Source organism: Ruegeria sp. BJ6, assembly GCF_056537885.1.
Genome location: NZ_JBQFSG010000013.1, coordinates 51451 through 77546, shown reverse-complemented (window position 1 = coordinate 77546; position 26096 = coordinate 51451). Strand labels below are relative to the sequence as shown.

Sequence of the window (26096 nt, the reverse complement as noted above, 5' to 3'; positions counted from 1 at the left end):
ATGAGCCCGCGTTTCATAGTAATAGGTGGAGGGTTTTATGGCGCTTGCATTGCGCTTTATCTTCGAAGTCTGTCGAGGAATGTAACGCTGTTTGAACGTGAAACGGAGCTTTTCACGCAGGCTTCATTTGTGAATCAGGCTCGTGTCCACGTCGGGTTCCACTATCCTAGAAGCTTTGCCACCGCCAAGCGATCTACCATACTTTATCGCCGCTTCATGAACGATTTCAGTGATGCGATCGTCGAAGATTTTCAGATGCTATATGCAATTTCCCGGCGAAACTCCAATACCAGCGCCGCAAGATTCTTTCAGATGTTCAGTCATATGGGCACACCAATCCGCCCGGCCTCTCCGGCACAAAAGGCGCTTTTTGCAAACGACATGATCGAGGATGTGTTCCAGTGTGATGAATTTGCATTCGACGCTTTCAAGTTAAGGGACATCGTTGAGGAGCGCATGCTTAAAGCGCAAATCGACATTCGCAGAGGAGCAGAAGTTGTTTCTGCCCAGCCAGCAGAAGGTGGCGGACTGCAGATCACATTGGCAGATGGCCAGACTCATTTCGCAGATGCCGCTTTCAATGCCACTTATGCACGCCTCAATCATCTGGGGCGCCCCGCCCCGCATGACGCGATGAAGGCCAAAAATGAGCTGACCGAGGTGGTCTTGATTGAAACACCCGAAGAACTGTCTCAACTCGGTGTAACTGTAATGGATGGCCCGTTCTTTTCAGTCATGCCGTTTCCTGCCGAGGGCTGCTATTCCCTTACCCACGTTCGATACACGCCTCATTTTTCATGGCGGTACGATGATGGGGTGATTTCCAGCACGCCAGAGAAGATTCAGCCGCGCTCCAGGTGGCGCCACATGGTCAAGGATTCCGAGCGATACCTTCCTTTGATGAAGGATGCCCAACTGAAAAAATCTTTGTTCACCACCAAATCCGTGCTGGAAATGAATGAGTTTGATGATGGCCGGCCGATTTTTTTGCACGCGCACCACTCAGTGCCGGGATTATATTCAGTGCTTGGGGGCAAGATAGACAATATATATGACTTGTTTGCAGCACTGCCGAATGTCTCGCGGATGTTCCATGATGCAAACACCGACTGGGTTTTTGGGTAGGCGAAAATCTGATCGGATGGTAGTGTTTGCGGGGTAGTAATTGGCAGGGTTTCTTGAAAGTTAAATGATCAACAATATTCAAGTATTACGGGCCTTTGCTGCTATTAACGTGGTTTTTCTCCATGTCATAAAAACCTCTTCGGCATACGGGCAGGGGACTGATCTTCTGCATTTTCTGTCCGGGTGGGGTGCAAATGGTGTCGATATATTTTTTGTGATATCGGGTTTCGTCATGCTGCACACGCAAATGCAAAGGCGGCGAAGTGTAGGTGAGTTTCTTGAATCTCGTGTCTTGCGTATTGTCCCGATATACTGGCTGATTACACTATTTGTTATTGCAATATATTTTTCTGCTCCGGGGGTTTTCAGGTCGATGGAAATGTCCCCATTGACGATCCTGTCATCATTCACATTTACCTCACTGCTTTTGACCGGCGGCCCTCCGATTGTGTATGTGGGATGGACGTTGGAATGGGAGATGCTGTTTTATCTGATTTTTGGCTTGTCATTGCTGATTAAGTCATGGGGCCACATTTTCTTGCTGGTAACCTGCGTTTTGATGGCCGTTTCCACTATTTCCGGTGACTTTATTTCCATGGAATTTATTTTTGGCATGGCGATTGCGTATATTTATAACAATGGATTTAAGGTGGGGGAAAAATCAGGGTTTTCAATATTCCTGATCGGATTTGCGCTTTTGTCTCTTTCTTTGATAGGTGAAACAGAATTCAACCAATCAAATCGCGTGATTATTTGGGGTATCCCGTCTTTTTTCATTGTTTTTGGGTTGCTGTACACAAAGCAAATCAAAAACAGATTTCTGACTTATCTGGGAGATGCGTCTTACAGTGTGTACCTTGTCCAGATACTGACCATTCCCGCATTCTACAAAGTGTCGTCTGTTGTCTTGCTGCCCATCAATTCCGATATCCTCTCATTGATGTGTCTGGTTTGCAGCGTTTTAGCGGGATGCCTGATGTTCTCTTTTGTCGAAAAGCCGATGACACTTGTGATGAAGCGCTTTTTCCTTCGTGCCAGAGCTCATTGATGCCGGGACTGAACGCCTAGAGTCGCCAGGAGTGGTCGCGATAGGTGGCCGTCCAAGCGCGAGCGAACAGGATCATCACTATCATCAAAAGCAGCATCGACAGGCTGCGTGCGCCCGCAATGTACAACGGAAACCAGTCGGCGTTGGCAAAAGGCAGTTTCAGAACCTGGTTGAGGATCAGAAGGTTTTGGATTGGCGCAACAAGAACTGCCGCGACGACCAAAAGCCACGCAATCAGCGGGAATTCCCGCCGAAACGCAATGAGGTGCGCCAGAGGAATGAAGAACATCATCAGGTAATGCCCCCAGACAACCGGTGAATAGACGAGCGAAGCCAGCATGCAGATTATGAAGACATGATTTCGTGTCGCTCTGGTGTTGCCCTCGGTGCGCCGCAGCCGGATTGCACCCCATGCCAGAATTGCGATCACTGCCAATCGCAGGATGATGCCTAAAAGCCGGAGGTAAAGTGGCAAGGGTTCGCCAGAGGTGTAGTGGTGTGCTGGAAGCAGGAGGGGTTCCAGCCAGGCGAACATGTTGCTGTTGTAGGATGGATGCGGCACCTGGGCGCTTTCCGCCCGCATCAGCTCCAGAAACGCCTGATGCGGCGACCAGCCGAGGATAAGCATAGAGGCTGTAAAGGTGGCGGCGGCCAAAACCAGCGCGGTGATCCGGAACCGGGCCGGAGCGAACAGAAACAACAATGCTGCGCCAGGGCCAAAGGCGGGTTTGATGCAGACGATCAGCGCCATCAGCGCTGCGGCCGTGACGTAGTGTTCGCGCTCATAGACGATGAGGCCCAAAATAAAGAGCAGGAACAGGAACGGGGTTGTCTGGCCTCCGATCTGGAAGACGGTCCAGAATGGCTGAAAGAACATTGCAGCAATCCAGAAAAGCGCAAAATACAGTGCGCGGTCCCGGTCATTCTGCCCGACGAAGTTCAGGTAGTGCCGGTAAAGAATTCCTAACCCGGCAAAAATCGATCCCGCCGAAAATATCTTAAAGACGATCACGGCATTGACGGGGCCCATCAGCGCCAGAGGCCAGTAGAAATAGCTGGTGAGCGGCAGGCTGAAAAACGTCATGTTGCCGAAGGGTGGTTCACCCGCGATAGTTGCGAACGGATCATAAAGACCACCGAACTCTCCGGCTCGCGCCTTGCGGCCGGCGTCGTAGAAATTGGCAAAATCGAGTCCCAACCCGCGATGCACGAGAATACCGTGAATGGTCGCGGCAAGGATTGCCAGGATCGCTGCCCAGCCAGCTATGCGTATTGTCCGTGTTGACAGCGTATCCAAGGCTCAACTCGCTCTGTCGTGTTTGGAGTAGGCCTGATAGGCGGCCAGCAGTAGCTCATTGTCGGTACTGGTGGGGCGCCAGCCCAGGTCGCGTTTAACCGCCGTGGTATCAAGCGCGACTTCCAGATCGGCAATCTCGTACTGTTCGGGGTCCATCGGCGCGATCTTGAACAGATTGAGTGTCCGCAGGACGCCTTTGACAAGCCAGCCCGGCGTGCGGATCAGCCGCGAGGAGGATCCGGTTTCCTTGAGGAAGCGGTCCAGCAGGTCATAGGAACTGGGTGAATTGTCGGTGCCCAGGTTATAGACCCCGTTTGGACAGTCCTTCTCGGCGGCCAATAGCGTGGCTGTGGCGCTGTCGTGTACGGCGACAAACTGAAAGCGATTGCGCCCCGATCCAATGAGCGGGATCGGTCGCCCCGCATCCACGGCCTTGAAGAGAAGCTCGAAAATGCCCAGCCGGCCAGAGCCCAGGATCAGTCGGGGACGAAAAATCGTGGCCGTGACATCACCGGCGGCCACCGCAGTCTCAATGATTTCTTCAGCGGCTACTTTTGAGCGCCCATAAGGCCCGAAGGGAAGTTTCGGATGGGCCTCGGTCCTGGGTTGCTCCAGCACCGGGCCGTAAACCATATCGGTACTCCAGAAGACCAGATTGCGGTTGGCATTGCGTTTCATCCAGGCGAGAATTTCGGCGGTGCCGTCCACCGCACATTTGCGAAAGAATGCGTCACGCCCAAAGCGCGGCTTGTTGGGCGTGATCAGCTGCGTGGCCATATGATGAACCACATCATCGGGCCTGAGCGCGATCGGATCGAGTGATCCCGGTTCCGAAACATCTGCGGAATGCACGCTGATGCGCGGATGGTTGACCGGGGGAGTAGCGGCAAAGGAAGCAGGCAGATCGACGACGACCGCCTCATCCCGTCCGCCTTCAATGATTTGGGTGACGGTTTCACGCCCGACAAATCCGTTTCCGCCGATGATAATATGCCTCATGTCTGAAAATCCGGGTCCTGCGAAATTAGCTGCGTGCGACTATGATTGTGCCGAGGATGATCGTCGCAATTCCCACCAGCCGGGTTGCGTTCACATCCTCGCCCAAAAAGAAATAACCCCAGACTGCGACAATCACGTAGGCGAGGCTGATGAAGGGAAAGGCAAAGCTGACATCGAAGCGCGACAATGCCAGCAGATGGGTCCCCATCGAGATGGTCATGGTGACAAGGCCGAAGATGATCAGTGGATTGGTGATCGCGTCCAGCGCCATCGCGCTGATCCTTGAAGTCGAGAATTCGGCCTGACCGACCTTGTTCATACCCGCCTTCATCAAAAGCTGCGAGGTGGCATTCAAACACACCGTAACAATGATGAAGATAAAAAACTTGGACATATTGTAAACTCCGGCCTCTGATAATCGCTACTGGATGCGTACATCCCGAATGACACTGTGATCCATCAAATACTGGATAGGTGGTACTTCGACGAAAAAGAGTACACCCACCAGCAGGCAGAGAAAGATCACGTAGGCCATGAACCGGGGTTGCTGATACAGCTTTTCCGGACTCATCGTGGGGCTGTCCATGGCGTTGGCGATGCGCTGATACCACACGAAGAGAAGCGCGAAGAACGGGAAGGTAATCAGGAACTCGATCTTGTACTTGATCAGGAAAATGCCAAGGAAAAAGCTGGAGGTCAGTGCATAGAAGAAGGCCGACAGGAACAGGCTTTCTTCGGTGTAGTGGGCAAATGACCGGCGATAGCGACCCGCGCGTTCAGGATCGCCGATCATCCGATATTCCGCATAGCGTTTAATCGCCATCAGATAGGCCCCGCCCATCCAATAGGCGATGAGCATACTGGATGGCGGCAGGACGATCGTGGTGATTGCCGACCAGCCAAGCACCAGCCGGATCGGGTTGTTGAAGGATTCGGTCAGGACATCCACATAGGCCTTGTCCTTCGATCGCACCGGTTCGACATTATAGATCAGCCCCATCACCAGCAGGAGCAGCGCGGCGTAGAAGAAGACCGGGTTGAGCAGGCTTGCCAATCCCAGCCCGGCTGCCGTCAGCAATACATACTGCACTGCCACGAGTTGAGGTCGCAGCCGCCCCTGAGCCGATGGCCGGGCGGATTTGGTCGGATGAAACCGGTCGAAGCGCCCGTCGAGATATTCGTTGATCGTGTAGTTGGCCGATGCGATGAGGCAGGTTGCGATCAACCCGATCAGGAGATTTATCAAATCGGCAAGACTGGCCTGCTTGTCGATGGCAAAGGCCAGCGCCGCGCCTGGCAGCATGAATACATTCTTGCCCCAGTGGTCTGGGCGGGCGATTGAAATATAATCCCGCAATGTCCCTTTTTGTACAATCGAACTCATTAATTATTACCCTTCACAACTTGTAGGGCAGAGATCGGACCGGGCTTTAGGCGAACTGGCGCATGTGGCTCGCCGCTCCCGCGGGGTATTGGGCCTGCGTTCGGCTTCGGCTATTTTCCTTACAGCGCGTGTCGTGACGATTGAGTGGCGGACGCCTGTGCATCGCCCATCTCAAAAACTATCGTTGGAGCGCACTTGAATGAAAAAGCGGACCGTCGCAAAACGTTTTCCGGACTCTGGCTATGTTCAATGGCTACTTGTTCGGCTTCTATGTATTAGCTGTCTTTACGGCTTAACTCCTTTGAATGACCGAATGAAATTACGGGAAGGCCCTGCTTTCTGATTATACATGATACTGGGCCCTGCCTACAAAAGGATTCACAATTGGTTTCAGGCCTGAAGCGGATTGATATCGCAGCAGGGAACCTCTGTCCGGGGTTGGCGGGGGTATAGTATGAATTGCATTTTGCCACTTAGTGGGGTGGGATTGGTAAAACACCTCAGGTGGTCAGTTAGTGGTGTTCAATCGCAGGGATAGTCTGGCCGTCCGTGAATATAACCTTGATCCAGGTATGAAAATCGATTGCTGTCTTTAGTAGTGAGGGGGTTGCCCGGTTGTTCGGGCGATTGAGGTTGTTGAGGAGAACAAATTTGAGAAACCGGCGAAACTCTGACGGTCGGCTGAAAAGCAAAGGAAGACAGGGCGGTCGCGGCTGATGGCATCCTATCACCGCCTCAATCTCATTTTACGATCTTTTCGCCGCGACGGCATTGTTGGCGGGTTCAGAACAATATGGTCCCTTCTCAGGGATCGTCTTGTGGGTCAGTATCGGCTGCTTTTTGCGATGAGCGATGACAAGGCGCGGGGAATCGACATCTCGTCGGCGCCGCCGCTGGCGATCCGGTGCTTTGAAAGCTGGCCGGAACTGGATGAGGACAGCAAAGCGTTTCTGGCGGCCAATCAGGACAAGATTCACTGGGACGTTCGAAAACACATGGATGAGGGCATGGCGGTCTGGATCGGATTTGCCAACGAAAAACCTGTTACCATTGCCCAGACAAGGCCCGGGCAGAATGTAAATGTCTATTTCTTTCCGATGACAGAGCGTTGCGCTTTGGTCTCGCATTGCTTTACCACGCCCGACGCGCGGGGCCGGGGGTATTATGTGGCGATCCTCAAACATGTATGCCGGGCGCTTGCGGATGAGGGTTTTACGCGGATCTATATCGATTGCAGCGACAGCAACCTGTCGTCCGAACGTGGCATCCTTTCAACGGGTTTCTTGCCAATCGGAAAAGGGCTGCATCGACGGAATGGTACGACCCGCTGGCGTCAGGAGACACCGCCCTCGATCCGCCGACTGGAAGGGTAACCTGCCAACAGGAAGAGTAAGTGGCAGCGCTAGAAAGCCTCTGTCGCGACCCTTGTCGCATTTGCCATCAGTGTGAACGTCAGGTTCTTGGACGGAAGCGCCGGAAAGACCGAACCATCAACAACAAACAGGTTTTCAAAGTCATTTGACCGGCAATTTTGCGTAACGGTAAATTCACCGCCTGCGGGGGAAATTGGCAGTGTTCCCGAATAGTGCACGCTGGCTCCGGGGCGGCGGATCTGGGTCATTCCGGGAACCAGGGGCGCCCCGAGATCACGCATGAACCGCTTCAACCGCGACAGGGCGTCGTTGATTTCCCGATCCTGACCATCCGGGGATGTATATTTCAGTGACAACGCAGGCCATCCACCGGCATCTTGTCCCGGGTCCAGGGTCACATGGTTTCCATCCCGGCGTGTGTCATCGAAGTTGAGGTTCACGACCCCCAGAGCCGATCTGAGCGTCGTGAAAATCTTGCGCCCGGCGCTCATGCCCAGGGGAATCTGCGCAATCACAGGGTGGGCGCTGCCGGTTGTCATTGTCGTAACCTGCCCGTGCACGAATTTTGCCGCACTATCGGTTTCCATGCCGATTGCCAGCTGATGATACTGATATGATGACGGATCATAGGGACGACCGAACATGGACAGGTTCAGGAACGGGGCCAGTACCTGCTGATTGTCCATCAGGCCGGGCAGTTTCACGATTTCACCACTGGCCTTGAAGATCGTCCTGAGGAACAGGTTGGAACTGTTGATCGTGCCTGCCGCAAGCACGAAAGACTCTCCTCTGATCTCTTCAGTGGCCCCTTCGGCAGTATAGGTAACCAGACTTTCCAGGTCCTTCGAACCCGCTGTTACGAAATGACTGGCGAACCGCCCCGGAGCATAGGTGAAACGGGGATGCGTCTTCAGGGCGGTCAGTGTCAGAGAAGGCGTATAGAAGGCGCCATTGGGACAGCCCCACAGGCATCGGCCGCACTCGGTACATCCGCCGCGATCCTCAAGGCGGCCTGACAGGGCGGCCTGGCGCGACCGGCCCAGACGAATGCCCGGATGCTTGCCTGCAAGTCTGGTGCGCCGGTCCCGGTATTTCCGGATCAGGGCAGCGCTGCTTCGATCCAGCGAGACAGGTTCGAGTAGCCCGTCGTGAACGGGATACCATTGCGCCAGATCATCGGCAGCTCCACCAATGCCGACCCGTTCTGCAACCTTCGCATAGTACGGCGCCATATGATCATAGCCAAAGCCGAAACCGTTCAGATCGTCATCGTTGAAAGCGTAGGCGCCACCGGTCCAGCATTCGGCCAACCCCCCCGCCGCGAAAGAAACCAGTGACGAAATGCCATGCGTTCGCATCCTGAAAAGATCCGGGTGCTCAAAGACGTAGTCCTTGGAGGCGGGCAGACCGTAATATTCGTCGTCCTCATCGGCGGTATGCGCGGGCAGGCTGACAGCTCTGTAATGCTCACCCAGGAAATAGCGTACCGGATCGGGATGCGTGGTTTTGAGATCTGAAAACCCGGCCTGTGGAAGTGGAATTTCCCTCCCGGTTTTTCCGACATCAACAAGCGTTACGCGATGCCCGCGCTCAATCGCGGTCAGGGCGAAATGCACTCCGCTGGGGCCTGATCCGACAACGACGACGTGCATCTTATTGTGAACTGCCTGGCGAAGTCGGGCGCGTCCGGCCCAGCCAAAAGCGCAATGGAAGAAGAACGACCGTTCCGGCCAACAAGGCCGTTACGGATACGGTTCCGACCCATGCAAGACGCAGAAACGCCCGAACGGCCCCGATATCAGGCGATCCGTCAAACGACTGGTACGTACCGGGTTCATTTTCGAGAATTGCGGCGCAGAGAACCTGCCGCCGCCGCAATGTGCCGTGCCGATGAAGCAGACCGCAAAACCCGTCCGCAAGCCAAAGGCCAATCCCGCCCCGCCGTGCAAGCGATAATGTCAGCTGGTCAAACCGGCCGCCTTCGCACCCCATGCCGAGTTCATTCAGGGCGTTTGCATAATGCCTGACCGCGGCATCGCCCGGCTCTTTTCCCGTCATATGCCTGCACAGCGTCTTGGCCTCGGTCTGGGCGTCGGCAGGCGATGTCTCAGGCCCATGAGGGACAGCATTTCCGTCGTCCCCCATGTCATCGTTCTGAGAAGCCGAACCGATCTGGTCACGCAACCTTGTCATCTGCGGCTGCAACGCCGTCACCAGCCAGTTTTCCGCTATTGTGGAGTCGTTGCCAAAAACCGCGAATTGCCCCGCAGTGGCGGGCATGACTGCGCGGGCAAGTGGCTCCAGCATTGCCAGTGGCCATTGCACCAGCCGAAGCGGCAACTTCATTACGCGCGGTTCGCGACCAAAATGCAGCTGGGCAATTGTGCGCAGAAGTTCCTTCATCGACACCACGTCAGGGCCACCGAAATCCAGAATTTCCCTGTCGAAGGCGTTGCGTTTCAGAACCTCGACGATCCCGTGTGTCACGTCTTCGACGACAACCGGCTGAACACTTACGGGGCCGCCTTTCTGCGGCAGAGGGACAACAGGCAATCCGGCCAGCGTATCCAATGCATCTGAGATGGGCGATCCCCGTCCCAGGATCAGCGTAGGCCGCAGGATCGTATAGTGCAGGCCCGAGGCAACAAGATCCTGCTCGGCCCGCGCCTTGGCTTCGGCATAGGGGTAAAAGGACTTGTCGGCGTATCCCGCCGCGATAGAGCTGACAAACAGGAATTGCCTGACGCCCTGTTCTGCGCAAGAGGTGATCAGCTGCTTCGTCGCTTGCCGGTTTATCCGCTCATGTTCCTGTTTTGACGCCTTACCGGTCAGCGCCCCAAGATGCAGAACTGTTTCAACCCCGTCGAGCGCCCCATGATAGCTGGATGGGTCCGTCAGATCCCCAACGCATATTTCCACTTCGCCCGGCAAATCTTTTGCCCGGTCGGCATCGCGTACAAGGACGCGTAAATGCCATCCTTGCGCGATCAGCGCAGGCAGGACGCGCTGACCCAGAAAACCTGTTGCTCCGGTAAAAAAGATCGTGCGTGTCATGGCGAAACCATCCGGCCAGTGTCTTGCTGGTTCAGCCGCAGGACAACGTTGACCACCGCCAGCAGAAACAACAAAGCGCCGATTGTCGCCAGGCGCGAGCCCGGAAAGATTTCAACCTCCGGTGCGTGAAAAGCCCAGATCCCGGCCAGATTTTCCGAACGCCAGATCAGCAGCGATCCGCATACCGCCAGTATCGAACTTGCCCACCCTCCCCGAAAGAGCAGAGCAAGCGGAACGGCAATCAGTACGAAGTCATAAATGTGCAGCGGTGCCAGTGCGACAATGACCGCGCTTGCCAGTCCGAAAATCTGCCAGGCTCGGACATCATCGTTCGTCGCCCGTACGATGCGGGCAGGCCCGATACAAAGCAGCAGCACAATGGCAAGAGTGATCACGCTTGCCATGGGGTTTCCGACATCGATACCCGCAAGCTCCCACACAACCAGCCGGATACCCGTCATCGATTGCGGCAGGTTGGCAGCCGTAAACCCGTCATAAGCCCCAAGGTTGCTGAGGAAACCAAAGATAGAACCGGGTGCCACAACCAGTGATGGAACCATGAGAAGAACCGAGAGCACGAAAGCGATCGCAACCACCTTGCGCGAACGCGGGTCGAGCAGCAGAAGCAGTATTGCAAACGGCGCCCCGATCTGTGGCTTGAGCATAACCAGCATCAACCCCACAGCTTCCAGAAAGAGGCTTTTGTTGACCCGGCCCCAGAGCATGAGGGCAATCCCAAACCCGATGATCAGGGTCGTCTGACCCACGGAAAACAGGATTGCGGTCGCTTCCAGAATTGCCATGAGAAAGAACAGAACGCTGAAGACAGGAAGGAAAAACAGCCCTCCCAGGCGCTCTTCTATGGCTTGGCTGCGTGCAGGAAATGCGGCCGAAAAGGAGCGGACCGCCAGGCCGCAGATGGCGACGACAAGGATGATCCCGCAGATATTCCAGGCGACATTTGCTGCATGCAGGCCAAGCGCTCCAAAAGGCGTGGCAAAAGCCCACCATGTCGGCGGGTAGACCCACATGATCGGTATATGCCCTGTATTGATCTTGGCAGCACCGGTCGCTTCGTAAGCGGGGTCATACGGGTTTATGCCATCGAGCCACATATCGCCTGCCAGCCAGATGTACCGGAAATCGAATCCGGGCGTATCCGCAATCTGCACGATCTTGAACAGCAGATACGCAGTCGCCAGACCGCAAAGGAGAAATGAAAGGCACAGGATGACGGACCGCGGAAAAAGACCGCGCGCAGGTGGCTTGGATGATTTTGTGGCGGGCGTAATTTCCATCGGTTCGGTCATGCCCTCAAATTCATCCATCAGAAATCACCATCACTAAACGCCCAGGCCTTGCTCATGACATATGTAAAAGTCGGTACGATCGCGACCATCACAGCCAGAGAAGCCCAGTATGGCTGACCCAGAACATCCGAAACGGTGAAAACGATAACCTGGTTCAGGACCAGATTAATGGCTGAAATGACAAAGAATTTCGGCATGGAACGCTGAATGCGCCCGGGCGATCGGAAAGAGTAATTTCGGTGACCAAAGTAGGAAACGAAGAATGCGACCGAATAGGCCACGAGGTTGGCGGTAAAAGGCTCAAGGCCGCCGAGGTGATGTGCAAGCAGGCCGACTGCAATATGAACGCCTGTGACGACCCCGCCTGTCACAACAAATGTAACAACGCTTCTGACTGACATACCGATCTGCCTGACTTATTGTGCTGCGTGCCTGGGGGATCCAATCCCCTCTGGCGGGTTCAGGTCTTTGGGGCTGGTATCCTGGGCGGTTTCCGAGTGATCTCCTCGTCTGACGATCTCTTCCACGATGAACAGAGGGCGCTTTTTTGATTGAATATACAGTCGGCCAAGATATTCGCCGATTACGCCCAGAACCAGAAGTTGCCCGCTGCCGAGGATCAGGACGACAGACATCAGCGTTGTCCAACCCTGAATGGCGATACCTGTCAGATAGCTGTACGCAGTATAAGCGAGGAACACGATCCCCAGCAGCGCACAGACGAACCCAAGATAGATCGAAAGGCGCAATGGCAGGATGGAAAACCCGGCAATCGCGTCCATGGCAAAGCTAAACATCTTTCGGACCGGGTATTTCGTGTCACCCGCAAAGCGGGCGGCGCGGGCATATTCCAGCGGCACTTGTCTGAAACCGACCCAGCTTACCATCCCCCGAATGAATCTGTGCTGTTCGGGCATTTCGTTCAGCGCAGTCAGCGCCCGGCGGCTGAGAAGACGGAAATCCCCGGTGTCGGGGGGGATATCAATGTCTATCAACAAGTTGAGAAAACGATAAAAAAGATGGGCAGTAAAGCGTTTCACCTGGGTTTCGCCCTGCCGCTCTGTCCGCTTGCCATAAACGACATCGGCCCCATCATCCATCAATTGCATCATATCGGGAAGCAGTTCGGGCGGATCCTGAAGATCTGCGTCCAGGATCAGAATGCGCTGGCCCCGGCATATCTGCAAACCCGCGGTCAAAGCCAGTTGATGTCCAAAGTTCCGGGATAGGAAAACTCCTACTATAGCGGGGTTTTCATCACTGAATTTGCGGATCAGAGAGCGCGTCCTGTCGCGTGATCCGTCATCAACAAGAATGATTTCGAAGTTTTCCCCAGCGGCTTCAGTGCTCACGGCGATAACGCGGCGCACCAACTCGGGCAGCGACTCCTCTTCGTCGAAACAGGGAACGACAACGGATAAAAATGGTGTACTCATCGCACAATGAAACCCAAAAATTAGAGCCCTATCCTAAAGCATAACCGCAAAAATCAAAAAATTGTCAGCCTTGTGTTGCAAGAAATGAGAGTACCTCAAGGATTTCATATACGTTGCGAGACTTCCGGTAAGATTGTTGCCGTTAGTTTGATAAACCTTTCCATCATCCGGCGGCGTTCGGTGTAATTATCGATATCCGCAAAGCGTAGTCAGCCAGGGCCATACAACATTGAAGATCGGAAGGTGTCTTCCTACCCTGAACATATCCGGGTCCAAAACGTCAATTCCGTGTAACCTGCAGTTTCTGTTTTTGCCCCAGAACATGATATTCGAACAGGCACCAGACATAGATGCTGGCCGAGTAGACGTAATAGAACTGGTGATATAGCAGGCACTTGAATGCAAACCACGGCCCGCCATGCCCCGCCATTGTGCGGACCAGATCGAGATTGGCGACAAAGGCCAGAGCCAGCAACACAAACGGCACGGGCCACAGCCCGGACCAGACCGGCAACACCAGAACTGACAGCAGTAAAAGCCCCGCTATTGCGGCCCGCAACCGTTCGGCCATTGACGTGTTGAGGTCGTCTGTCAGCCCCTCGCGCGAGATCATCAGCCGGGCCCAGGGCAGCGCGCGGCAGAAGATATCCGTACTCAGGCTGTTGCGCATGGTCCACACCTTCAGGTGCTTGCCCTGCAGGCGCGGCTCGACAAGGATGCGGCGCCCGGTTTCGGCGATGCGATATCCCAGTTCGATATCCTCGATCGACGGGATTTCATAGGTCTTCACGTCAAACCCATCCACTTCGCGAAAGACATCCCGGCGAATTGCGCCGCAACCGGCCCAGAAGGTACGCGCCTCGCGATGGGCGCGCTGATGGTGATAGCGGTGCAGAAGGTTCTTGTAGCGCGAAAACCAGGCCTGCCCGTCCGGCGCATCATCATACGAGCCGAACACCGCCCCGACATTATCCTCGGACATCGCGCGGCGGATGTGTTCCGGCCCATCCGGCCAGGCAATGACATCGGAATCGACGAACCACAGAATATCCCCCGTGGCGTGCTCGGCGGCCAGATTGCGGGCCGCTCCGGGGCCGCCATTCACCGGTGTGGTCAGAACCGTCGCCCCCATCTCTCGGGCAAGTGCCGCAGTGCCGTCGGGGGACTGGTCGTCCACCACCAGAACTTCCTGCACCTGACCCGCGCTCAGCATTTCAATCAGGGGCGGCAGGACGCGCGGCAGCAGGTGCTCGGCCTTGTAGGCGGGCATCACCACGCTGATCGAAAGGGAAGGGTCCGGCATCATGAGATCTCTCTGGTTCTGGATTGAGGTGCCAATGGCCACCTGGCAAGGACAAGAAAGGTGGCGGTGAATGGCAACAGCCACATCACCCGTGCTCCGTAACGGTCTGCGGGTTGCGCCAAGCCTCCGCAAACCAAAGCGTTGACCACGATTCCAAGCAAGACAAACAGTGCGAACAGCTTTACCTCTCGTGCCACGCTGCCGGGCCAGAGCAATATGATCAGAATGAATGCGAACGAGAGTGCATAAATGACTTCGTGGAAGGTATCGACATATGTGATCCAGCCATGATCCTGTGCAAGTGGCCCACCCTGGATCAGGTCAAATCGAGATTCGTCCAACCTGGCTAGCCGACGCGCATTTTCCAACATGTCCTCTGTCGGAATGGTCATCCCGATACTATAGTTCAAAAGCTGTTGGAACGCATTTTCCGCGAGGGCGAAAGAGGTCGTGACAGGCCGCGACAGAAAGACGGCCATAGCAAAATCCCGTTGAGAAAGTGCGACGTGCTTCTGATCGTCGAATGACATGAGCCGGAAAGATCCAAGGTTTGGAGACAACTCGAAAATAATATGTGATGCCGTCAGCCGATACGGGTCATCTGACCATGAAAGTGCCTCATGCAATGCGCATGTAGGCACGCTTTCGTCTGGGCAAACCTCGTTCAGATAATCCATCCCCGGCCCGTCAACAATCAGCCGGGCGGTGATATGGGGGGCATAGACGACTTCTTTTTGGGTCGTGGTTTCCACGGCAATCTGAAATGCCTTACGTTCGGCGACTGAAAGCGCGCAGACCGCCACAAGAAAAGCCAGTGCACGCCAGCGGCCCGGTGCCTTCTGTGTCAATGCAGCCAGGAAGACAAGGGGGATCATCAACCCTTGGACCGCCATGTGGGAAGGGTGCAAAACCGTGGAGAACAACGCTATGCAGGATATCAGCAGAAGCTCCCATAATGCCATCTTCTGGCCGAATGCCGTAAGCGCGGCTATGGCAATCAGCAGAATGGGCGCAAATATGTCGGGCATCATGTATGCGATATAAAACGGCAGCGAGGCACCAGCGGCCACGAGCAGAGGAACCGTTGTCAACACAGCCGTGTGCCGGTTGCTTTCCAGGTATCGGCCAGCGGTTCTGGCCAGCAGCCAGGCGGCCAGAACCGTTGCCGCCAAATGCACTGATGGAATGGCATAAAGAGCGTTGACCCGAAAAAACGCGGCCATGATCAGCCCATAGATCACCGAGCGGGAGCCGCTTGCCGTGCTGTCATCGTCGGTATTGTAACTCGCGACTGCGCCGCCGGCTTCCTGAATATCGGGGAAGATGGTGTTCAGCGCTACGTTCCCCTGACGGATATAGCTGCCGGTATCATAGTAGTAGAGAGGGCCACCATTAATCAGCAGTACTGACAGGCCGGCGAGTATGACTGCGATCAACAGCAGGAACACTCCGATCCTCATGGACGGTTTATCAGAGAAAACCGCCATGCTCACGCCCGTTCTGCAGCGTTCCCCGCCGCCATGGCTATGCGCTGGAAATAACTGATAGTCGCTTCCAACCCCTCTTCCAGCGGCACCTGAGGCGCCCAGCCCAGCTGGTCGCGGGCGCGGGTGATGTCGGGTTGGCGCTGGATCGGATCATCCTGCGGCAATGGGTGAAACACCAGTTCCGATTTCGAACCGGTCATGCGGATCACGGCTTCGGCCAGTTCGCGGATGCTCAGCTCCACCGGATTGCCCAGATTGATCGGTCCGGTCACGTCTTCAGGGGATTCCATCAGCCGGATCAGCCCGCCAATCAGGTCGGACACAAAACAGAAGGATCGGGTCTGGCTGCCATCACCGTAGATCGTGATCGGCTCTCCGGCCAGGGCCTGCATGATGAAGTTGGACACCACGCGCCCATCGTCGGGATGCATGTTGGGGCCATAGGTATTGAAGATACGCGCCACTTTGATGGGCAAATTATGTTGCCGGTAATAGTCGAAAAACAGCGTCTCGGCACAGCGCTTGCCCTCGTCATAGCACGAACGCGGTCCGATCGGGTTGACGTGGCCGACATAATCCTCGGTCTGCGGATGGATTTGCGGATCGCCATAAACTTCGGAGGTCGAGGCCTGCAGGATCCGGGCGCCAACCCGCTTGGCCAGCCCCAGCATGTTAATCGCACCGTGCACAGCCGTCTTGGTCGTCTGCACCGGATCGTGCTGATAATGGAAAGGTGAGGCGGGACAGGCCAGATTGTAAATTTCGTCCACCTCGACATAAAGCGGGAAGGTCACATCGTGCCGCATGACCTCAAAGCGGGGATTGCTCAGCAAGTGGCGCAGATTCCCACGTCGCCCGGTAAAGAAATTGTCGACACACAGAACCTCGTGCCCCCGCTCAAGCAGGGTTGCACAAAGGTGCGAGCCCAGAAACCCGGCCCCTCCTGTCACCAGGATTCGCTTGGCGTTAAGGTCTATGTCGTTGGGATCGAAATCAGACGCGTTCATTAGCGTTCTCTTGCAGTTATATGCCGACCGGCAGGCATCCGTATCGGCTTTCAAAAAAGATCAGGCACTCCAAACGGACAAAATGCATATTCCGTCTGCAAAATGAGCGCCTGTACTCAGTATGTACAGCTTGATCGAAATTACACGAAGTTTTCGGAGCAACGAAGAATAAATGTCTGGGATGTCCGGATTTCGTGCTGTTTCATTTCCTTTGGAAAAACCAGTGGTCTCGGATGTTGTGCAAAGCTCCACAATCATCCGGAATGGTCCTGAATTGTTTACCGGAGTCATCGCTGGTGTGAAAACATCGGCTACCATGGCGAGCCGGCCGCAGTTGGGTCTTCACGGGGATCGCGAACGTAATAGTGCTATTCTGATCCACGCCAGAATCCGGTTCTGCGGTTCTGCGGTTCGCCAAGCCTGCCCGATTGCCGGCCGGACTTCAGAGATTCGGATACATCATCAAGTGCGGCAGAGCCTGTTTACAAAACCGAAACAAAGTCGGATTTGAGGCATAATTGCGTCATTCAGCGCCCTATGCTGCCCTAAAAATGCCCCAATTCTCCAAAAAAGGCTTCGCACCACACTGTAAATAAAGTACTAATTCCTAAGAGATAAGTGCCACCCCCGAAGGGGTGTGTGTAACTAGGGATAAGGGTGAGGATTAGATGCTTAGAGCTTTAAAAACGATGGCTGTTGCACTTGTTGCGGCCGTGTGGATGACCGGATCAGCCAGTGCGATTACGTCGGTAACGAGTGGCGGCAGCTATGATATTACGTCCGACAACTTCTTTACCGGTACAGTGTCAACGAATGGCGGCGGAGGTGCCTATTCGGTAAATTTCACATCGCCATACGATACTGTCGGTAACGCGAATGCGTCTGTCACGATGCGCGTGCTGAGTTCTTTCTCCAACCTGACGATGACCTGGGTTGATGCTGCAACCAATACAGCTCTGAAGTCGGTCATGCTTGTGGCTGGTGTTGCAACGCTGGATACGATTTTCACCAGCGCCAACACGCAAGGCCAGAATCTGGTGTTCAGCTGGTCCGATTCCGCATCTGCGACCGGTGGGCCGATCACCTTTGACTTTGACGTGGCTGCGGTTCCGCTGCCTGCGGGCGGCCTGTTGCTGCTGACTGCACTTGGTGGTCTTGCTTTGACACGCCGCCGCAAGTCTGCGGCCTGAGATTACATTTCTGATTGTTGTGGAAGGGGCCGTTTCGCGGCCCCTTTTCAGTTGCGTCAGGCGCTCAGATTGAGCGCCCTGCCGCTTGGCGTAACATCCAGACCATACGCGCGCACCTAAGCCGGATCAGCGTTGCAATGGCCCGCAGGGTTTCGCCCGTTGAATCCAGCTTGTCACTGGTCAGAACTTTGGGTGTATGCACCATGGCACTTGCAGGCATGGCCAACCCGCGGATTGCCCATCGCAGGCGTGCGGCGGGTCCGGTTCCGTTCAACTGATACGCCTCCTGAGTTGTCCGCCGCCACTTTGCTTTGAGCGCCGGCCAGTCCTGCCGGGACGGATGGCTGACCCGAAACCGGTCTTCGTAAATCAGGTCATAACCCCGGGACACTGCGCGCATGGTCCATTCCCGGTCTTCCGATACGCCGTTGATGAATCCGCCGATCGCGTCAAACACGTCGCGACGGGTTAGCAGATTGCCAGCACCGGAAAATCCCTGAACTTCGATATACCTGCGGAAGTTGAAGGCAAAAACCGCCTCGAATGCTTCCGCTCCACTGCGCGGTGGCGGGGTTTCGTCAAAGACATCGACCCGGCCCCCAATCAGATCGGCCCGGTCGGCGATCTCGCGTCCGACCGTCAGCCAGTCAGGCGCGGGCACGCAATCGGCATCAATGAAAAACAGCCGTTGCGCCTTTGTCTCGGCAACCCCTCTGTTACGGGCGTGTGCAGCGCCTTTTTGGGTCTCAATACTAAACCGCACCTCGGGAAAGGCATGGCGCAGCCCGTCCAGCGAAACCGGAGAGGCGTTGTCCACCACCACGATTTCGGTGTTGGCAATGTCATTCTCCATCAACGCCCGCAGGCATCGTTCCAGCCTGGGGACGTCGTTGTAGTGGGGAATGATGACCGCGTCCGCCGGAGCCGGATCAGTACGAGCCGTACTCATTTCCAAAGGCTCCGCTGATATAGCGACATTTGGTTAACACGATTCCCATGACCTGTGTAAGCTCGGCCAGCTGCCGTTCTGCCACATCTATATGGTCAATGCTGGTTTCCTCGGCCGCGGCCAGCAGCAGGGCACAGTCAACGTTTTTCAGAAACCCATGACTGTCGTCGCTCGCCATCAGCGGCGGTGTATCGAATAGCATGATATCAGGTTTGTATTCGGCTTCGATCCGTTCCAGCGCCTCGATCGCCCACCGGCTTTGCAGGATTTCCGCCGGGTTGCGTGTCGGGGTGTAGTTCAATCCGAAGATCACATTCTTGCCGTGGCGCAGGGCATGCTCCCGAAACGGTACTTTTCCGTGAATGACGTCGGCCATGCTGTGACCGCCGGTCTGCTTCAGTATCTCGGCCAGCCCCCTGCGCCGCATGTCAAAGTCGATCACGACCGTGCGCAGGTCCTCCTGCCGCCCAAGACTGAAAGCAAGATTTGCCGCGGCCGTACTTTTCCCGCATCCACTGTAGGGGGACGTCAGCGCCACACGGCGCCAGCCGTTGGACAGGATCTGCTGCAACATCTTTGTCCGCAGCATGTCATAAGGCCCGGCATCGGGCCCGCCGCGATAGGCAATCAGACGCTTGCGTGACACAAGAGACTGGTCGATTTTCAGCTCGGGCAGGGATTGCCAGGCATCATCTTCGGTTTCCGGCGGAACATAATGCTGCTCCTCGGTTAGCGCGAGCGGTTCGCTCTGGCGGCTTGCGCGTTCTTCGCGGGCCTTTCGAATTGCCACCTGAAGACGGTCCATTACACCCTCTCCGAACTTGTAGGAGCAAAAATCACCAATAAACCTCCAACTTGTCGATCACTCTCTCGGCGATCAGATCCAGGGGCAGATAATACGTGTGTACGGCCCAGACCCCTGCGGGAACACCAATCAGAATTGCCAAAATAACCAGAACCCAGATAAGCCGGTACCGTATTTTCTCACCTCGGGAGCGCACATAAGGGATGGTTGCGATTGGCCAGACCTCAAGCTTGTTGATCAGGTCTTCCGGCCGGCGCGCGGACCGGTTCAGGAGTTCCAGCAAAACGACAAGCCCCAGCCCCAGCATGATGCCAAAAGCTGTTCCTCCGCCAGCAATCATCAGGCGATTGGGTTTGGAGGGCTCGGTTGGCGCGGACGGATGTTCGATCACGGAGATGCGCTGTCCCTGGGACGTCACTTCGATCCGTTCTCCGGTCGAGGCTTCCGCCAGGCGGGCGATGGCGGCATTATACTGGGACTGGATGTTATCATGGTCGCGCTGCAGCTCTGCAAGCGTGATCGCATTGGCCGGTGTCTGGTCGATTGTCAGCGTCAGTTCTCCAAGACGCTCTTCAATCACGACCCTTTGATCCTGAAGCGATGCAATCTGTGAATCGATTTGGGCCAGTTGAATGTCGAGAGCCGAGTTACCCGTCTGCGCATCCGGTTGCGTGGGATTGGCCGCCTGCTCAGCAGCAACGATCTCTTCCAGTTTTGCGATCCGGGCGCGCAGCAATCTGATTTGCGGATTGTTCTCAGAATAGATGACACGTTGATTGTCGAGCTGCGTCTGCAACTGACTCAGCTGTTGCTGCGCCGGGGTCAGGTTTTGCTGGGCGACACCGACAACCTGCCCGGTCGAACTATAGATCTTTACAAGCTTTTCCCGTTGCCCCTGGAGCGCAAATATCTGCTGGTCCGTTTGTTCGAGATTGGTCTGCATTGCCCCCTGCTGCGCCAGCCGGAACTGAAGACTGTCAGGCAATGCGCCCGAGTTCTTGTTCTTGAACTCGAGAATCCGGGCGCTGCGCTTGTCGAGTTCGTCGTTCAGGCGATCCACTTCCTGCTCGAAGAATTCAAGCGTATCCGAGGCCCGCTCCTTACGATAAGACACGTCAAGTTTCTGGATTTCGGTCAGATATTCGTTCAATACACCGGCCGCAATCTGACCGGTCCTGGCTTCATAGCTGATCGTCATCAAATTGGCCTGGTTGAGGCCAGTGCTGATCCAGATGGATGTTTTGGCACGCAATGCATCCACGATCTGATCCGGGCTTGCCTCGGACTGATCCTGCAGCACGTCGAACTTGCGGGAAATGTCCAGAAGAACCGGTCGGGTCAGTAGGCGCTGCTCGACGATCTGAAGCTGTTCCGCTGCGGGTGTCGTCACGGTACTGGCCGCCAGATTGCCCGGAATCTGAGGGGATTCAACGATCAGCCGCATTTGCGAAACATAGGTGGGCGGCAAGGTCATTGCGACGATGATCGAAACCGCCGACACGATCATGGCCACGATGAGGAAATACGGAAAGCGCCTCAGAAAAATGGAAATGTAATAGCGAACCGGGCCCATCTCAGACTGTCAGCTCCTTCTCAAGGGAATTCCCACCAAAGAATACACCGTCGTTGATCACTTGATTGACGACCTCTTCGTCCACTTTCTCCGCCTCATTTGTCCAGGCATAGAGCAGGGCAAAATCGCAGAACTGATTCACGAGGCGCGGCACACCATGAGTCCGGTGAAAAATCAGCTTGCAGGCTTCCTCGGTGAACTCCTCGCCTGAACCACCGGCAATCTTCATCCTGTGACTAATATAGTGCTCGACCGAAACCTCATCCATCCGCTCCAGATGAAAACTTGCGGCTACCCTTTGTGTCAGCTGACGCATCTTGGGGTCCAGAACCAGATCCCGCAACTCGGGCTGACCCACCAGAACAAGCTGGATCAACTCATCCGTGTTGGAGTTGATGTTGGTCAGCATGCGGACTTCTTCCAGACCCTCGACGGTCAGGTTCTGCGCCTCATCAAAGATCAGGACCACCCGCCGCCCTTCGGCATATTCCGAAATAAGAAAATCCTGCAGCGCCTGGAACATCTGCACATAGGTTGCATCTTTTTCGATCGGCAGGCCCAGGGCATGCAGCACCCATTGCAGCAACTCTCCGCGTCCGCCCTGAGCATTCGAGATCAGTCCGACCGTGATCGAGTTTTCCATGTCACTGAGGAGGTGCTGGATCAGGGTTGTTTTCCCGGCGCCGATCTCTCCGGTCAGGACCGTGATCGGCGCGCAGCTCATGATGCCGAACTGCAGGATCGAGTAGCCGCGCTTGTGAAGGGGCGACCAATACATGAACCCCGGATCCGGCAGCAGCGTGAACGGCCGCCGGTCGAGCCCGAAGAAATCTAAATAGAATCCATCGCTGGAAGCCATGGCGCCACGGTCGCCTTCCGCTTTGTCAAAATTAATCCTGGTTTCCCGGAGATTACCCAAACTTGCACCCTGAACCACCAGCAAATCCTTACACAATGCAGAGATATCACACGAACCAACAAATACTTGGCTCTTATTCTGCCACAACATCAAGGCGGCAGGCATCACTAATTTCCTTAGGCGATACATTGGCCTCGCTGGTGCCCCAATTGAAACAGTTTTCCACAATTGTTTCCCTGAATCGCCCCAAAAAGCCGGGATACTATGATTGGAGGTGGTCGACGATTCTCAATGTCCTGCCACTCCCGATTTGCCCCTCTCACAGCATCAAAACCAAGAAAGCCGCCTTATTGCGCCGAAATGTTGCACAATCACGCTGATTTCATCCTGTTTCCGACACAGCCGCCTTGTACTGAAAGTGCTTTGTGCAACCATCATTTCATGGGCTTAAGACGCGCTGAGGGGTGATTAATGTTTTGCAAGCCAGTGGGAATTTGTTAACAATTAACAAAAGGAGGCTTGCCGAGCATGGAATACGGGCAGAGTCTGAAATAGACATAAAAATATAATAGATTTTGTATAAAATTTTGAGGCTTAGTGCTGAGTGTAAGTGGTCTCTGGGTGTGTAGGTGGTTCGTGAGTATTTGTGTGTGTTGGGGGTTTGTATAGTGACAAGTCATTCAAAAGAGGTTGCCAACGCTGGCGTTGGCTACTCTAAAATTCCTGCGATGCCGACCTCGGCGCACTATCCGGGGTTTTACAAAAGCATGGGAAAACGCATCCTCGATATTGTGTTCGTCCTTGTTTCGGCGCCGATCGCCGTGCCGCTGGTGCTGATCTTTGCCACGCTGCTTGCCTGTCAGGGTGCGACCCCGTTCTACCGGCAGCAACGGGTCGGTAAGAACGGCAAGATTTTCAACCTGCTCAAACTGCGCACCATGGTGAATGACGCCGAGGCGGTTCTTGAAAAGCATCTGGCGGACAATCCCGAGGCCCGGGAAGAGTGGAACCGCAACCAGAAGCTTCGCAATGATCCGCGCGTCATCAAACTGGGTTCGTTTCTGCGCAAGTCTTCGATGGATGAACTGCCGCAATTCTGGAACGTTCTTGTCGGTGAGATGTCCATGATTGGTCCCCGCCCGATGATGGTGAACCAGCAGAAGCTGTATCCCAGCAAGCTCTACTATGCCATGCGCCCGGGCATCTCGGGGTTGTGGCAGGTTTCCAGACGCAACAACTCTTCATTTGCCGAACGTGCGCACCACGATATCGAGTATTGGAAGAACATGTCGTTTGGCACCGATCTTTCCATTCTGACCCGGACCATCTTTGTCGTTTTGCGCGGCACCGGCTGTTGAGGCCGAGGTTCGCTCCGGGCGTATCCGGCCAGCCGCGAACCTTTCGTGACTGATTTTTGCGGGAGTGCAGCAATGAGCAGAACCGGGATTTCCATCGGTAAGCGTCTGACAGCTGCCCTTTTCGCTGCGACCCTGTTTCTGAGCGCCTGCGACTCGGCCGAGGAGCGGGCAGAGGCGCATTTCCAGGCGGGGATGGCCCATCTGGAGCAGGGGGATGTCGAGCGCGCGCTGGTCGAGTTCAGGAATGTCTTCAAGCTGAATGGCCGGCACAAAGAGGCTCGCCTGACCTTTGCTCGGCTGGAGCGTGAGCGCGGCAATATCCCGATTGCCTATGGTCAGTACCTGCGGCTGGTCGAACAATTCCCGGATAATTTCGAAAGTCAGTTCGCCCTGGCCGAAATGGCGCTGGAAGTGGGCAATTGGGAGGACGTGAGGCGCCATGGTATCGCCGCTGCCGAGCTGGAGCCCGAAAATATCGAAGTCCAGTCCATCAACAACACTTTGGCTTACACCGATGCGGTTCGGGATGGCAGCGCTGCGGGTACGGACTTTGCCGTGCATACTGCGCGCGAACTGATCAAGGAACGCCCGGATCTGATGACCGCGCGCAATATCGTGATCGACTCCCTGGTCCGCAAACAGGATTGGTACGATGTGCTGGACGAGGTCGATGCGGCTCTGGTCGTTGCCCCGAAACAGGACAATCTTTATGCGATCCGGATTCGGGCGCTGCAGGAACTGAACAAGCCTGCAGAAATCGAAAAACAACTCAGAAGTATGATGCTGATCTACCCCGACGACCGGGGTGTAGAGCAGATGCTGGTTCAGCACTATATCGATCGGGACAATCTGGATGCCGCCGAGGCGGTGCTGCGGGAGGAAGTGGTTCCTCAGGCCGAAGACTATCACCCGGCGCAGCGACTGGTTGCGTTCCTGAATGAATATCGCAGCCCGCAGGCAGCGATTTCCGAAATGGACGCGATTATCGCGCAGGGCGGACCGAACACCCCGAAGCTCAAGACGATACGGGCAACGCTGAAATTTCATTCGGGTGATGAGAAGACTGCGCTTGCCGAGATGAAAGAGCTGGTGGGAAATTCCGAACGCACCACTCAGACCCGTGAAATTGAGGTGGAATTCGCCCGGATGCTGTTTCAGGCCGGCAAGTCCGAGGAAGGCCGCGCCCTGATCGAGAAGATCCTCTCGGAGGACGCCACACAGGTGGATGCACTCAAGTTCAAGGCGGCATGGCTGATCGAAGAGGATAATACCGGTGACGCCATCGCCCTGCTACGTGAAGCACTTGGCGAGGCTCCGCGGGATCCGCAACTGATGACCCTGATGGCCGGCGCGCACGAGCGCAATGGCGACCGGGAGCTCATGGGTGAAATGCTGGCGCTTGCGGCGGAAACATCTCAGGGCGCGACAGTAGAGTCGCTGAGTTATGCCCAATATCTGATTGCGGAGGGCGATCTCAAAATCGCCGAAAGCGTTCTGATCAATGCCCTCCGTCGAAACTCGGACAACCGGGAACTTCTGCCGCTGCTGGGGCAAATCTATCTGAGAATGCAGGATTGGGGGCGCCTTGAGGCCGTGCTGAACTCGCTCAGCGATCTGGACGAAGCGGAGGCGCAGCGTGTTTCCAAGGAACTCAGGGCTCAAATGCTGTCAGCTCAGAACCGGTCGGATGACCTGACGGACTTCCTGAACGAATTGGCGGACGATCCCGAATTTGGCCTTCCAGCCGATATCGCGCTCATCCGTTCGATGCTGGCGCAGGGCGATGCACAAGGCGCCTTCGGGCGTCTCGACCAGAAGCTTGCGGAAAACCCCGGTTCACTGCCACTGCAATTCGTGAAAGCGCGTGCGCTGACCAGTGAAAGCAAGCTTGATGAAGCTAGGGGGCTTTATCGCAAAATCCTTGCGGATTATCCGGACACGGCACAGGTCTGGGTTGCGCTTCATACGCTGGAAACCCGCCACGGCAAGCCGGAAGATGCCAGGGCCGTGCTGTCTGAGGCATTGAATGAACTACCTCAGAGTCCGGAAGTGCTGATGCTTCTTGCGGCAACTCATGAACGCGACGGGGATCTGGATCAGGCAATCGCCGTTTATGAGAAGCTCTACCCGCTCAGCAACCACTCGTTGGTCGTGGCCAACAATCTGGCAAGCCTTCTGACAACCCACCGCAGTGACGATGAAAGCCTGCAGCGCGCCCAAATCCTAGCGCGGCGCCTGCGCGGTACACGTATTCCCGCGTTTCAGGATACATATGGCTGGATCGCCTATCGGGTCGGCAACTACGACGAGGCGCTCATCTATCTCGAGCCTGCAGCGCGCGCCTTCCCCGATCAGCCGCTGGTTCTGTATCATCTGGGCAAGGCCTATGCCGCCCTTGACCGAAACGAAGATGCCCTGCGCACATATCAGGCGGCCCAGGCCCTTGGGCATTTTCCGGATGTCACATCTGCGCTTGAGGATGAAATTGAACGGCTGCGCACAATAAGTGACACCGGCCAATAAGCGTGCCGGTGAATCC

General features: G+C 55.5%; 23 protein-coding genes. 7 read left to right on the top strand and 16 right to left on the bottom strand.

Going from position 1 to position 26096, the window contains the following annotated elements:
* Together ACR0D6_RS20760 and ACR0D6_RS20755 are read left to right on the top strand one after the other, a co-directional pair.
* Entirely contained in the window at positions 1–1125 is a 1125-nt protein-coding gene (locus ACR0D6_RS20760) for an NAD(P)/FAD-dependent oxidoreductase (protein ID WP_480766938.1), read from the top strand.
* A gap of 64 nt (positions 1126–1189) precedes the next feature.
* On the top strand, positions 1190–2173 hold the full coding sequence (locus ACR0D6_RS20755; protein ID WP_480766937.1) for an acyltransferase family protein: 984 nt from the start codon (positions 1190–1192) through the stop codon (positions 2171–2173).
* A gap of 16 nt (positions 2174–2189) precedes the next feature.
* Here the strand turns inward: ACR0D6_RS20755 and ACR0D6_RS20750 are convergent, their stop codons facing one another.
* From ACR0D6_RS20750 to ACR0D6_RS20735, 4 genes are read right to left on the bottom strand one after another with little or no spacing between them, the layout of a single operon-like run.
* Positions 2190–3470 carry a glycosyltransferase family 87 protein gene (locus ACR0D6_RS20750; protein ID WP_170656538.1) on the bottom strand — a complete coding sequence of 427 codons (1281 nt, stop codon included), beginning with the start codon at positions 3468–3470 and terminating at the stop codon, positions 2190–2192.
* A gap of 3 nt (positions 3471–3473) precedes the next feature.
* Complete coding sequence (locus ACR0D6_RS20745; RefSeq protein WP_480766936.1) at positions 3474–4469, bottom strand: NAD-dependent epimerase/dehydratase family protein; 996 nt, start codon at positions 4467–4469, stop codon at positions 3474–3476.
* A gap of 25 nt (positions 4470–4494) precedes the next feature.
* On the bottom strand, positions 4495–4863 hold the full coding sequence (locus tag ACR0D6_RS20740) for an EamA family transporter (protein WP_170656542.1): 369 nt from the start codon (positions 4861–4863) through the stop codon (positions 4495–4497).
* Between the two features lie 27 nt (positions 4864–4890).
* Entirely contained in the window at positions 4891–5853 is a 963-nt protein-coding gene (locus ACR0D6_RS20735; protein WP_170656544.1) for a UbiA prenyltransferase family protein, read from the bottom strand.
* Positions 5854–6698: 845 nt separating this feature from the next.
* Between ACR0D6_RS20735 and ACR0D6_RS20730 the strand changes: the two genes are divergently transcribed.
* Positions 6699–7226 carry a GNAT family N-acetyltransferase gene (locus ACR0D6_RS20730; protein WP_480766935.1) on the top strand — a complete coding sequence of 176 codons (528 nt, stop codon included), beginning with the start codon at positions 6699–6701 and terminating at the stop codon, positions 7224–7226.
* 29 nt (positions 7227–7255) lie between these two features.
* Here ACR0D6_RS20730 and ACR0D6_RS20725 read toward each other — a convergent pair whose 3' ends face one another.
* The 8 genes from ACR0D6_RS20725 to ACR0D6_RS20690 all read right to left on the bottom strand — a co-directional run bounded on the left by ACR0D6_RS20725 (position 7256) and on the right by ACR0D6_RS20690 (position 16823).
* The gene (locus tag ACR0D6_RS20725; RefSeq protein WP_480766934.1) at positions 7256–8878 is read right to left on the bottom strand and encodes a GMC oxidoreductase; all 1623 of its coding nucleotides are present in this window, start codon (positions 8876–8878) and stop codon (positions 7256–7258) included.
* A gap of 1 nt (position 8879) precedes the next feature.
* Positions 8880–10280 carry an SDR family oxidoreductase gene (locus ACR0D6_RS20720; protein ID WP_480766933.1) on the bottom strand — a complete coding sequence of 467 codons (1401 nt, stop codon included), beginning with the start codon at positions 10278–10280 and terminating at the stop codon, positions 8880–8882.
* A complete protein-coding gene (locus ACR0D6_RS20715) occupies positions 10277–11608 on the bottom strand; it encodes a glycosyltransferase family 87 protein (protein WP_480766932.1) in 1332 nt (443 codons plus the stop codon). Before ACR0D6_RS20715 ends, ACR0D6_RS20720 begins: the two co-directional genes overlap by 4 nt.
* The gene (locus ACR0D6_RS20710) at positions 11608–11991 is read right to left on the bottom strand and encodes a GtrA family protein (protein WP_480732079.1); all 384 of its coding nucleotides are present in this window, start codon (positions 11989–11991) and stop codon (positions 11608–11610) included. The genes ACR0D6_RS20715 and ACR0D6_RS20710 overlap by 1 nt, the downstream gene beginning before the upstream one ends.
* Before the next feature lie 15 nt (positions 11992–12006).
* On the bottom strand, positions 12007–13026 hold the full coding sequence (locus ACR0D6_RS20705; protein ID WP_480766931.1) for a glycosyltransferase family 2 protein: 1020 nt from the start codon (positions 13024–13026) through the stop codon (positions 12007–12009).
* Positions 13027–13306: 280 nt separating this feature from the next.
* Complete coding sequence (locus tag ACR0D6_RS20700; RefSeq protein ID WP_480766930.1) at positions 13307–14329, bottom strand: glycosyltransferase family 2 protein; 1023 nt, start codon at positions 14327–14329, stop codon at positions 13307–13309.
* The gene (locus ACR0D6_RS20695; RefSeq protein ID WP_480766929.1) at positions 14329–15816 is read right to left on the bottom strand and encodes a hypothetical protein; all 1488 of its coding nucleotides are present in this window, start codon (positions 15814–15816) and stop codon (positions 14329–14331) included. The genes ACR0D6_RS20700 and ACR0D6_RS20695 overlap by 1 nt, the downstream gene beginning before the upstream one ends.
* A 2-nt stretch (positions 15817–15818) precedes the next feature.
* Positions 15819–16823 carry a UDP-glucuronic acid decarboxylase family protein gene (locus tag ACR0D6_RS20690; RefSeq protein ID WP_170656562.1) on the bottom strand — a complete coding sequence of 335 codons (1005 nt, stop codon included), beginning with the start codon at positions 16821–16823 and terminating at the stop codon, positions 15819–15821.
* Between the two features lie 181 nt (positions 16824–17004).
* Between ACR0D6_RS20690 and ACR0D6_RS20685 the strand changes: the two genes are divergently transcribed.
* Positions 17005–17334 carry a hypothetical protein gene (locus ACR0D6_RS20685; protein ID WP_480766928.1) on the top strand — a complete coding sequence of 110 codons (330 nt, stop codon included), beginning with the start codon at positions 17005–17007 and terminating at the stop codon, positions 17332–17334.
* 178 nt (positions 17335–17512) lie between these two features.
* Positions 17513–18013 carry a VPLPA-CTERM sorting domain-containing protein gene (locus tag ACR0D6_RS20680; protein WP_480766927.1) on the top strand — a complete coding sequence of 167 codons (501 nt, stop codon included), beginning with the start codon at positions 17513–17515 and terminating at the stop codon, positions 18011–18013.
* 64 nt (positions 18014–18077) lie between these two features.
* Here ACR0D6_RS20680 and ACR0D6_RS20675 read toward each other — a convergent pair whose 3' ends face one another.
* The 4 genes from ACR0D6_RS20675 to ACR0D6_RS20660 are packed head-to-tail and all read right to left on the bottom strand — an operon-like array spanning position 18078 to position 22199.
* A complete protein-coding gene (locus ACR0D6_RS20675; protein WP_480766926.1) occupies positions 18078–18962 on the bottom strand; it encodes a glycosyltransferase family 2 protein in 885 nt (294 codons plus the stop codon).
* The gene (locus ACR0D6_RS20670; protein WP_480766925.1) at positions 18943–19767 is read right to left on the bottom strand and encodes a CpsD/CapB family tyrosine-protein kinase; all 825 of its coding nucleotides are present in this window, start codon (positions 19765–19767) and stop codon (positions 18943–18945) included. Before ACR0D6_RS20670 ends, ACR0D6_RS20675 begins: the two co-directional genes overlap by 20 nt.
* Before the next feature lie 31 nt (positions 19768–19798).
* Complete coding sequence (locus ACR0D6_RS20665; protein ID WP_480766924.1) at positions 19799–21340, bottom strand: GumC family protein; 1542 nt, start codon at positions 21338–21340, stop codon at positions 19799–19801.
* A 1-nt stretch (position 21341) separates the two neighbouring features.
* Positions 21342–22199 carry an AAA family ATPase gene (locus ACR0D6_RS20660; RefSeq protein WP_170656572.1) on the bottom strand — a complete coding sequence of 286 codons (858 nt, stop codon included), beginning with the start codon at positions 22197–22199 and terminating at the stop codon, positions 21342–21344.
* A gap of 668 nt (positions 22200–22867) precedes the next feature.
* On the opposite strand from ACR0D6_RS20660, the gene ACR0D6_RS20655 reads away from it, so the two are divergent.
* Positions 22868–23557, top strand: a complete 690-nt coding sequence (locus ACR0D6_RS20655) for a sugar transferase (RefSeq protein ID WP_480732061.1) — start codon at positions 22868–22870, stop codon at positions 23555–23557.
* Between the two features lie 72 nt (positions 23558–23629).
* Entirely contained in the window at positions 23630–26080 is a 2451-nt protein-coding gene (locus tag ACR0D6_RS20650; RefSeq protein WP_480766923.1) for a tetratricopeptide repeat protein, read from the top strand.
* The last annotated feature ends 16 nt before the right edge of the window (positions 26081–26096 follow it).

Coding starts and splice junctions, on each gene's coding strand:
- ACR0D6_RS20760 (WP_480766938.1), top strand. CDS start 1: ATGAGCCCGCGTTTCATAGTAATAGGTGGAGGGTTTTATGGCGCTTGC.
- ACR0D6_RS20755 (WP_480766937.1), top strand. CDS start 1,190: ATGATCAACAATATTCAAGTATTACGGGCCTTTGCTGCTATTAACGTG.
- ACR0D6_RS20745 (WP_480766936.1), bottom strand. CDS start 4,469: ATGAGGCATATTATCATCGGCGGAAACGGATTTGTCGGGCGTGAAACC.
- ACR0D6_RS20740 (WP_170656542.1), bottom strand. CDS start 4,863: ATGTCCAAGTTTTTTATCTTCATCATTGTTACGGTGTGTTTGAATGCC.
- ACR0D6_RS20735 (WP_170656544.1), bottom strand. CDS start 5,853: ATGAGTTCGATTGTACAAAAAGGGACATTGCGGGATTATATTTCAATC.
- ACR0D6_RS20730 (WP_480766935.1), top strand. CDS start 6,699: ATGAGCGATGACAAGGCGCGGGGAATCGACATCTCGTCGGCGCCGCCG.
- ACR0D6_RS20725 (WP_480766934.1), bottom strand. CDS start 8,878: ATGCACGTCGTCGTTGTCGGATCAGGCCCCAGCGGAGTGCATTTCGCC.
- ACR0D6_RS20720 (WP_480766933.1), bottom strand. CDS start 10,280: ATGACACGCACGATCTTTTTTACCGGAGCAACAGGTTTTCTGGGTCAG.
- ACR0D6_RS20715 (WP_480766932.1), bottom strand. CDS start 11,608: ATGGATGAATTTGAGGGCATGACCGAACCGATGGAAATTACGCCCGCC.
- ACR0D6_RS20710 (WP_480732079.1), bottom strand. CDS start 11,991: ATGTCAGTCAGAAGCGTTGTTACATTTGTTGTGACAGGCGGGGTCGTC.
- ACR0D6_RS20705 (WP_480766931.1), bottom strand. CDS start 13,026: ATGAGTACACCATTTTTATCCGTTGTCGTTCCCTGTTTCGACGAAGAG.
- ACR0D6_RS20700 (WP_480766930.1), bottom strand. CDS start 14,329: ATGCCGGACCCTTCCCTTTCGATCAGCGTGGTGATGCCCGCCTACAAG.
- ACR0D6_RS20695 (WP_480766929.1), bottom strand. CDS start 15,816: ATGGCGGTTTTCTCTGATAAACCGTCCATGAGGATCGGAGTGTTCCTG.
- ACR0D6_RS20690 (WP_170656562.1), bottom strand. CDS start 16,823: ATGAACGCGTCTGATTTCGATCCCAACGACATAGACCTTAACGCCAAG.
- ACR0D6_RS20685 (WP_480766928.1), top strand. CDS start 17,005: ATGTCCGGATTTCGTGCTGTTTCATTTCCTTTGGAAAAACCAGTGGTC.
- ACR0D6_RS20680 (WP_480766927.1), top strand. CDS start 17,513: ATGGCTGTTGCACTTGTTGCGGCCGTGTGGATGACCGGATCAGCCAGT.
- ACR0D6_RS20675 (WP_480766926.1), bottom strand. CDS start 18,962: ATGAGTACGGCTCGTACTGATCCGGCTCCGGCGGACGCGGTCATCATT.
- ACR0D6_RS20670 (WP_480766925.1), bottom strand. CDS start 19,767: ATGGACCGTCTTCAGGTGGCAATTCGAAAGGCCCGCGAAGAACGCGCA.
- ACR0D6_RS20665 (WP_480766924.1), bottom strand. CDS start 21,340: ATGGGCCCGGTTCGCTATTACATTTCCATTTTTCTGAGGCGCTTTCCG.
- ACR0D6_RS20660 (WP_170656572.1), bottom strand. CDS start 22,199: ATGGCTTCCAGCGATGGATTCTATTTAGATTTCTTCGGGCTCGACCGG.
- ACR0D6_RS20650 (WP_480766923.1), top strand. CDS start 23,630: ATGAGCAGAACCGGGATTTCCATCGGTAAGCGTCTGACAGCTGCCCTT.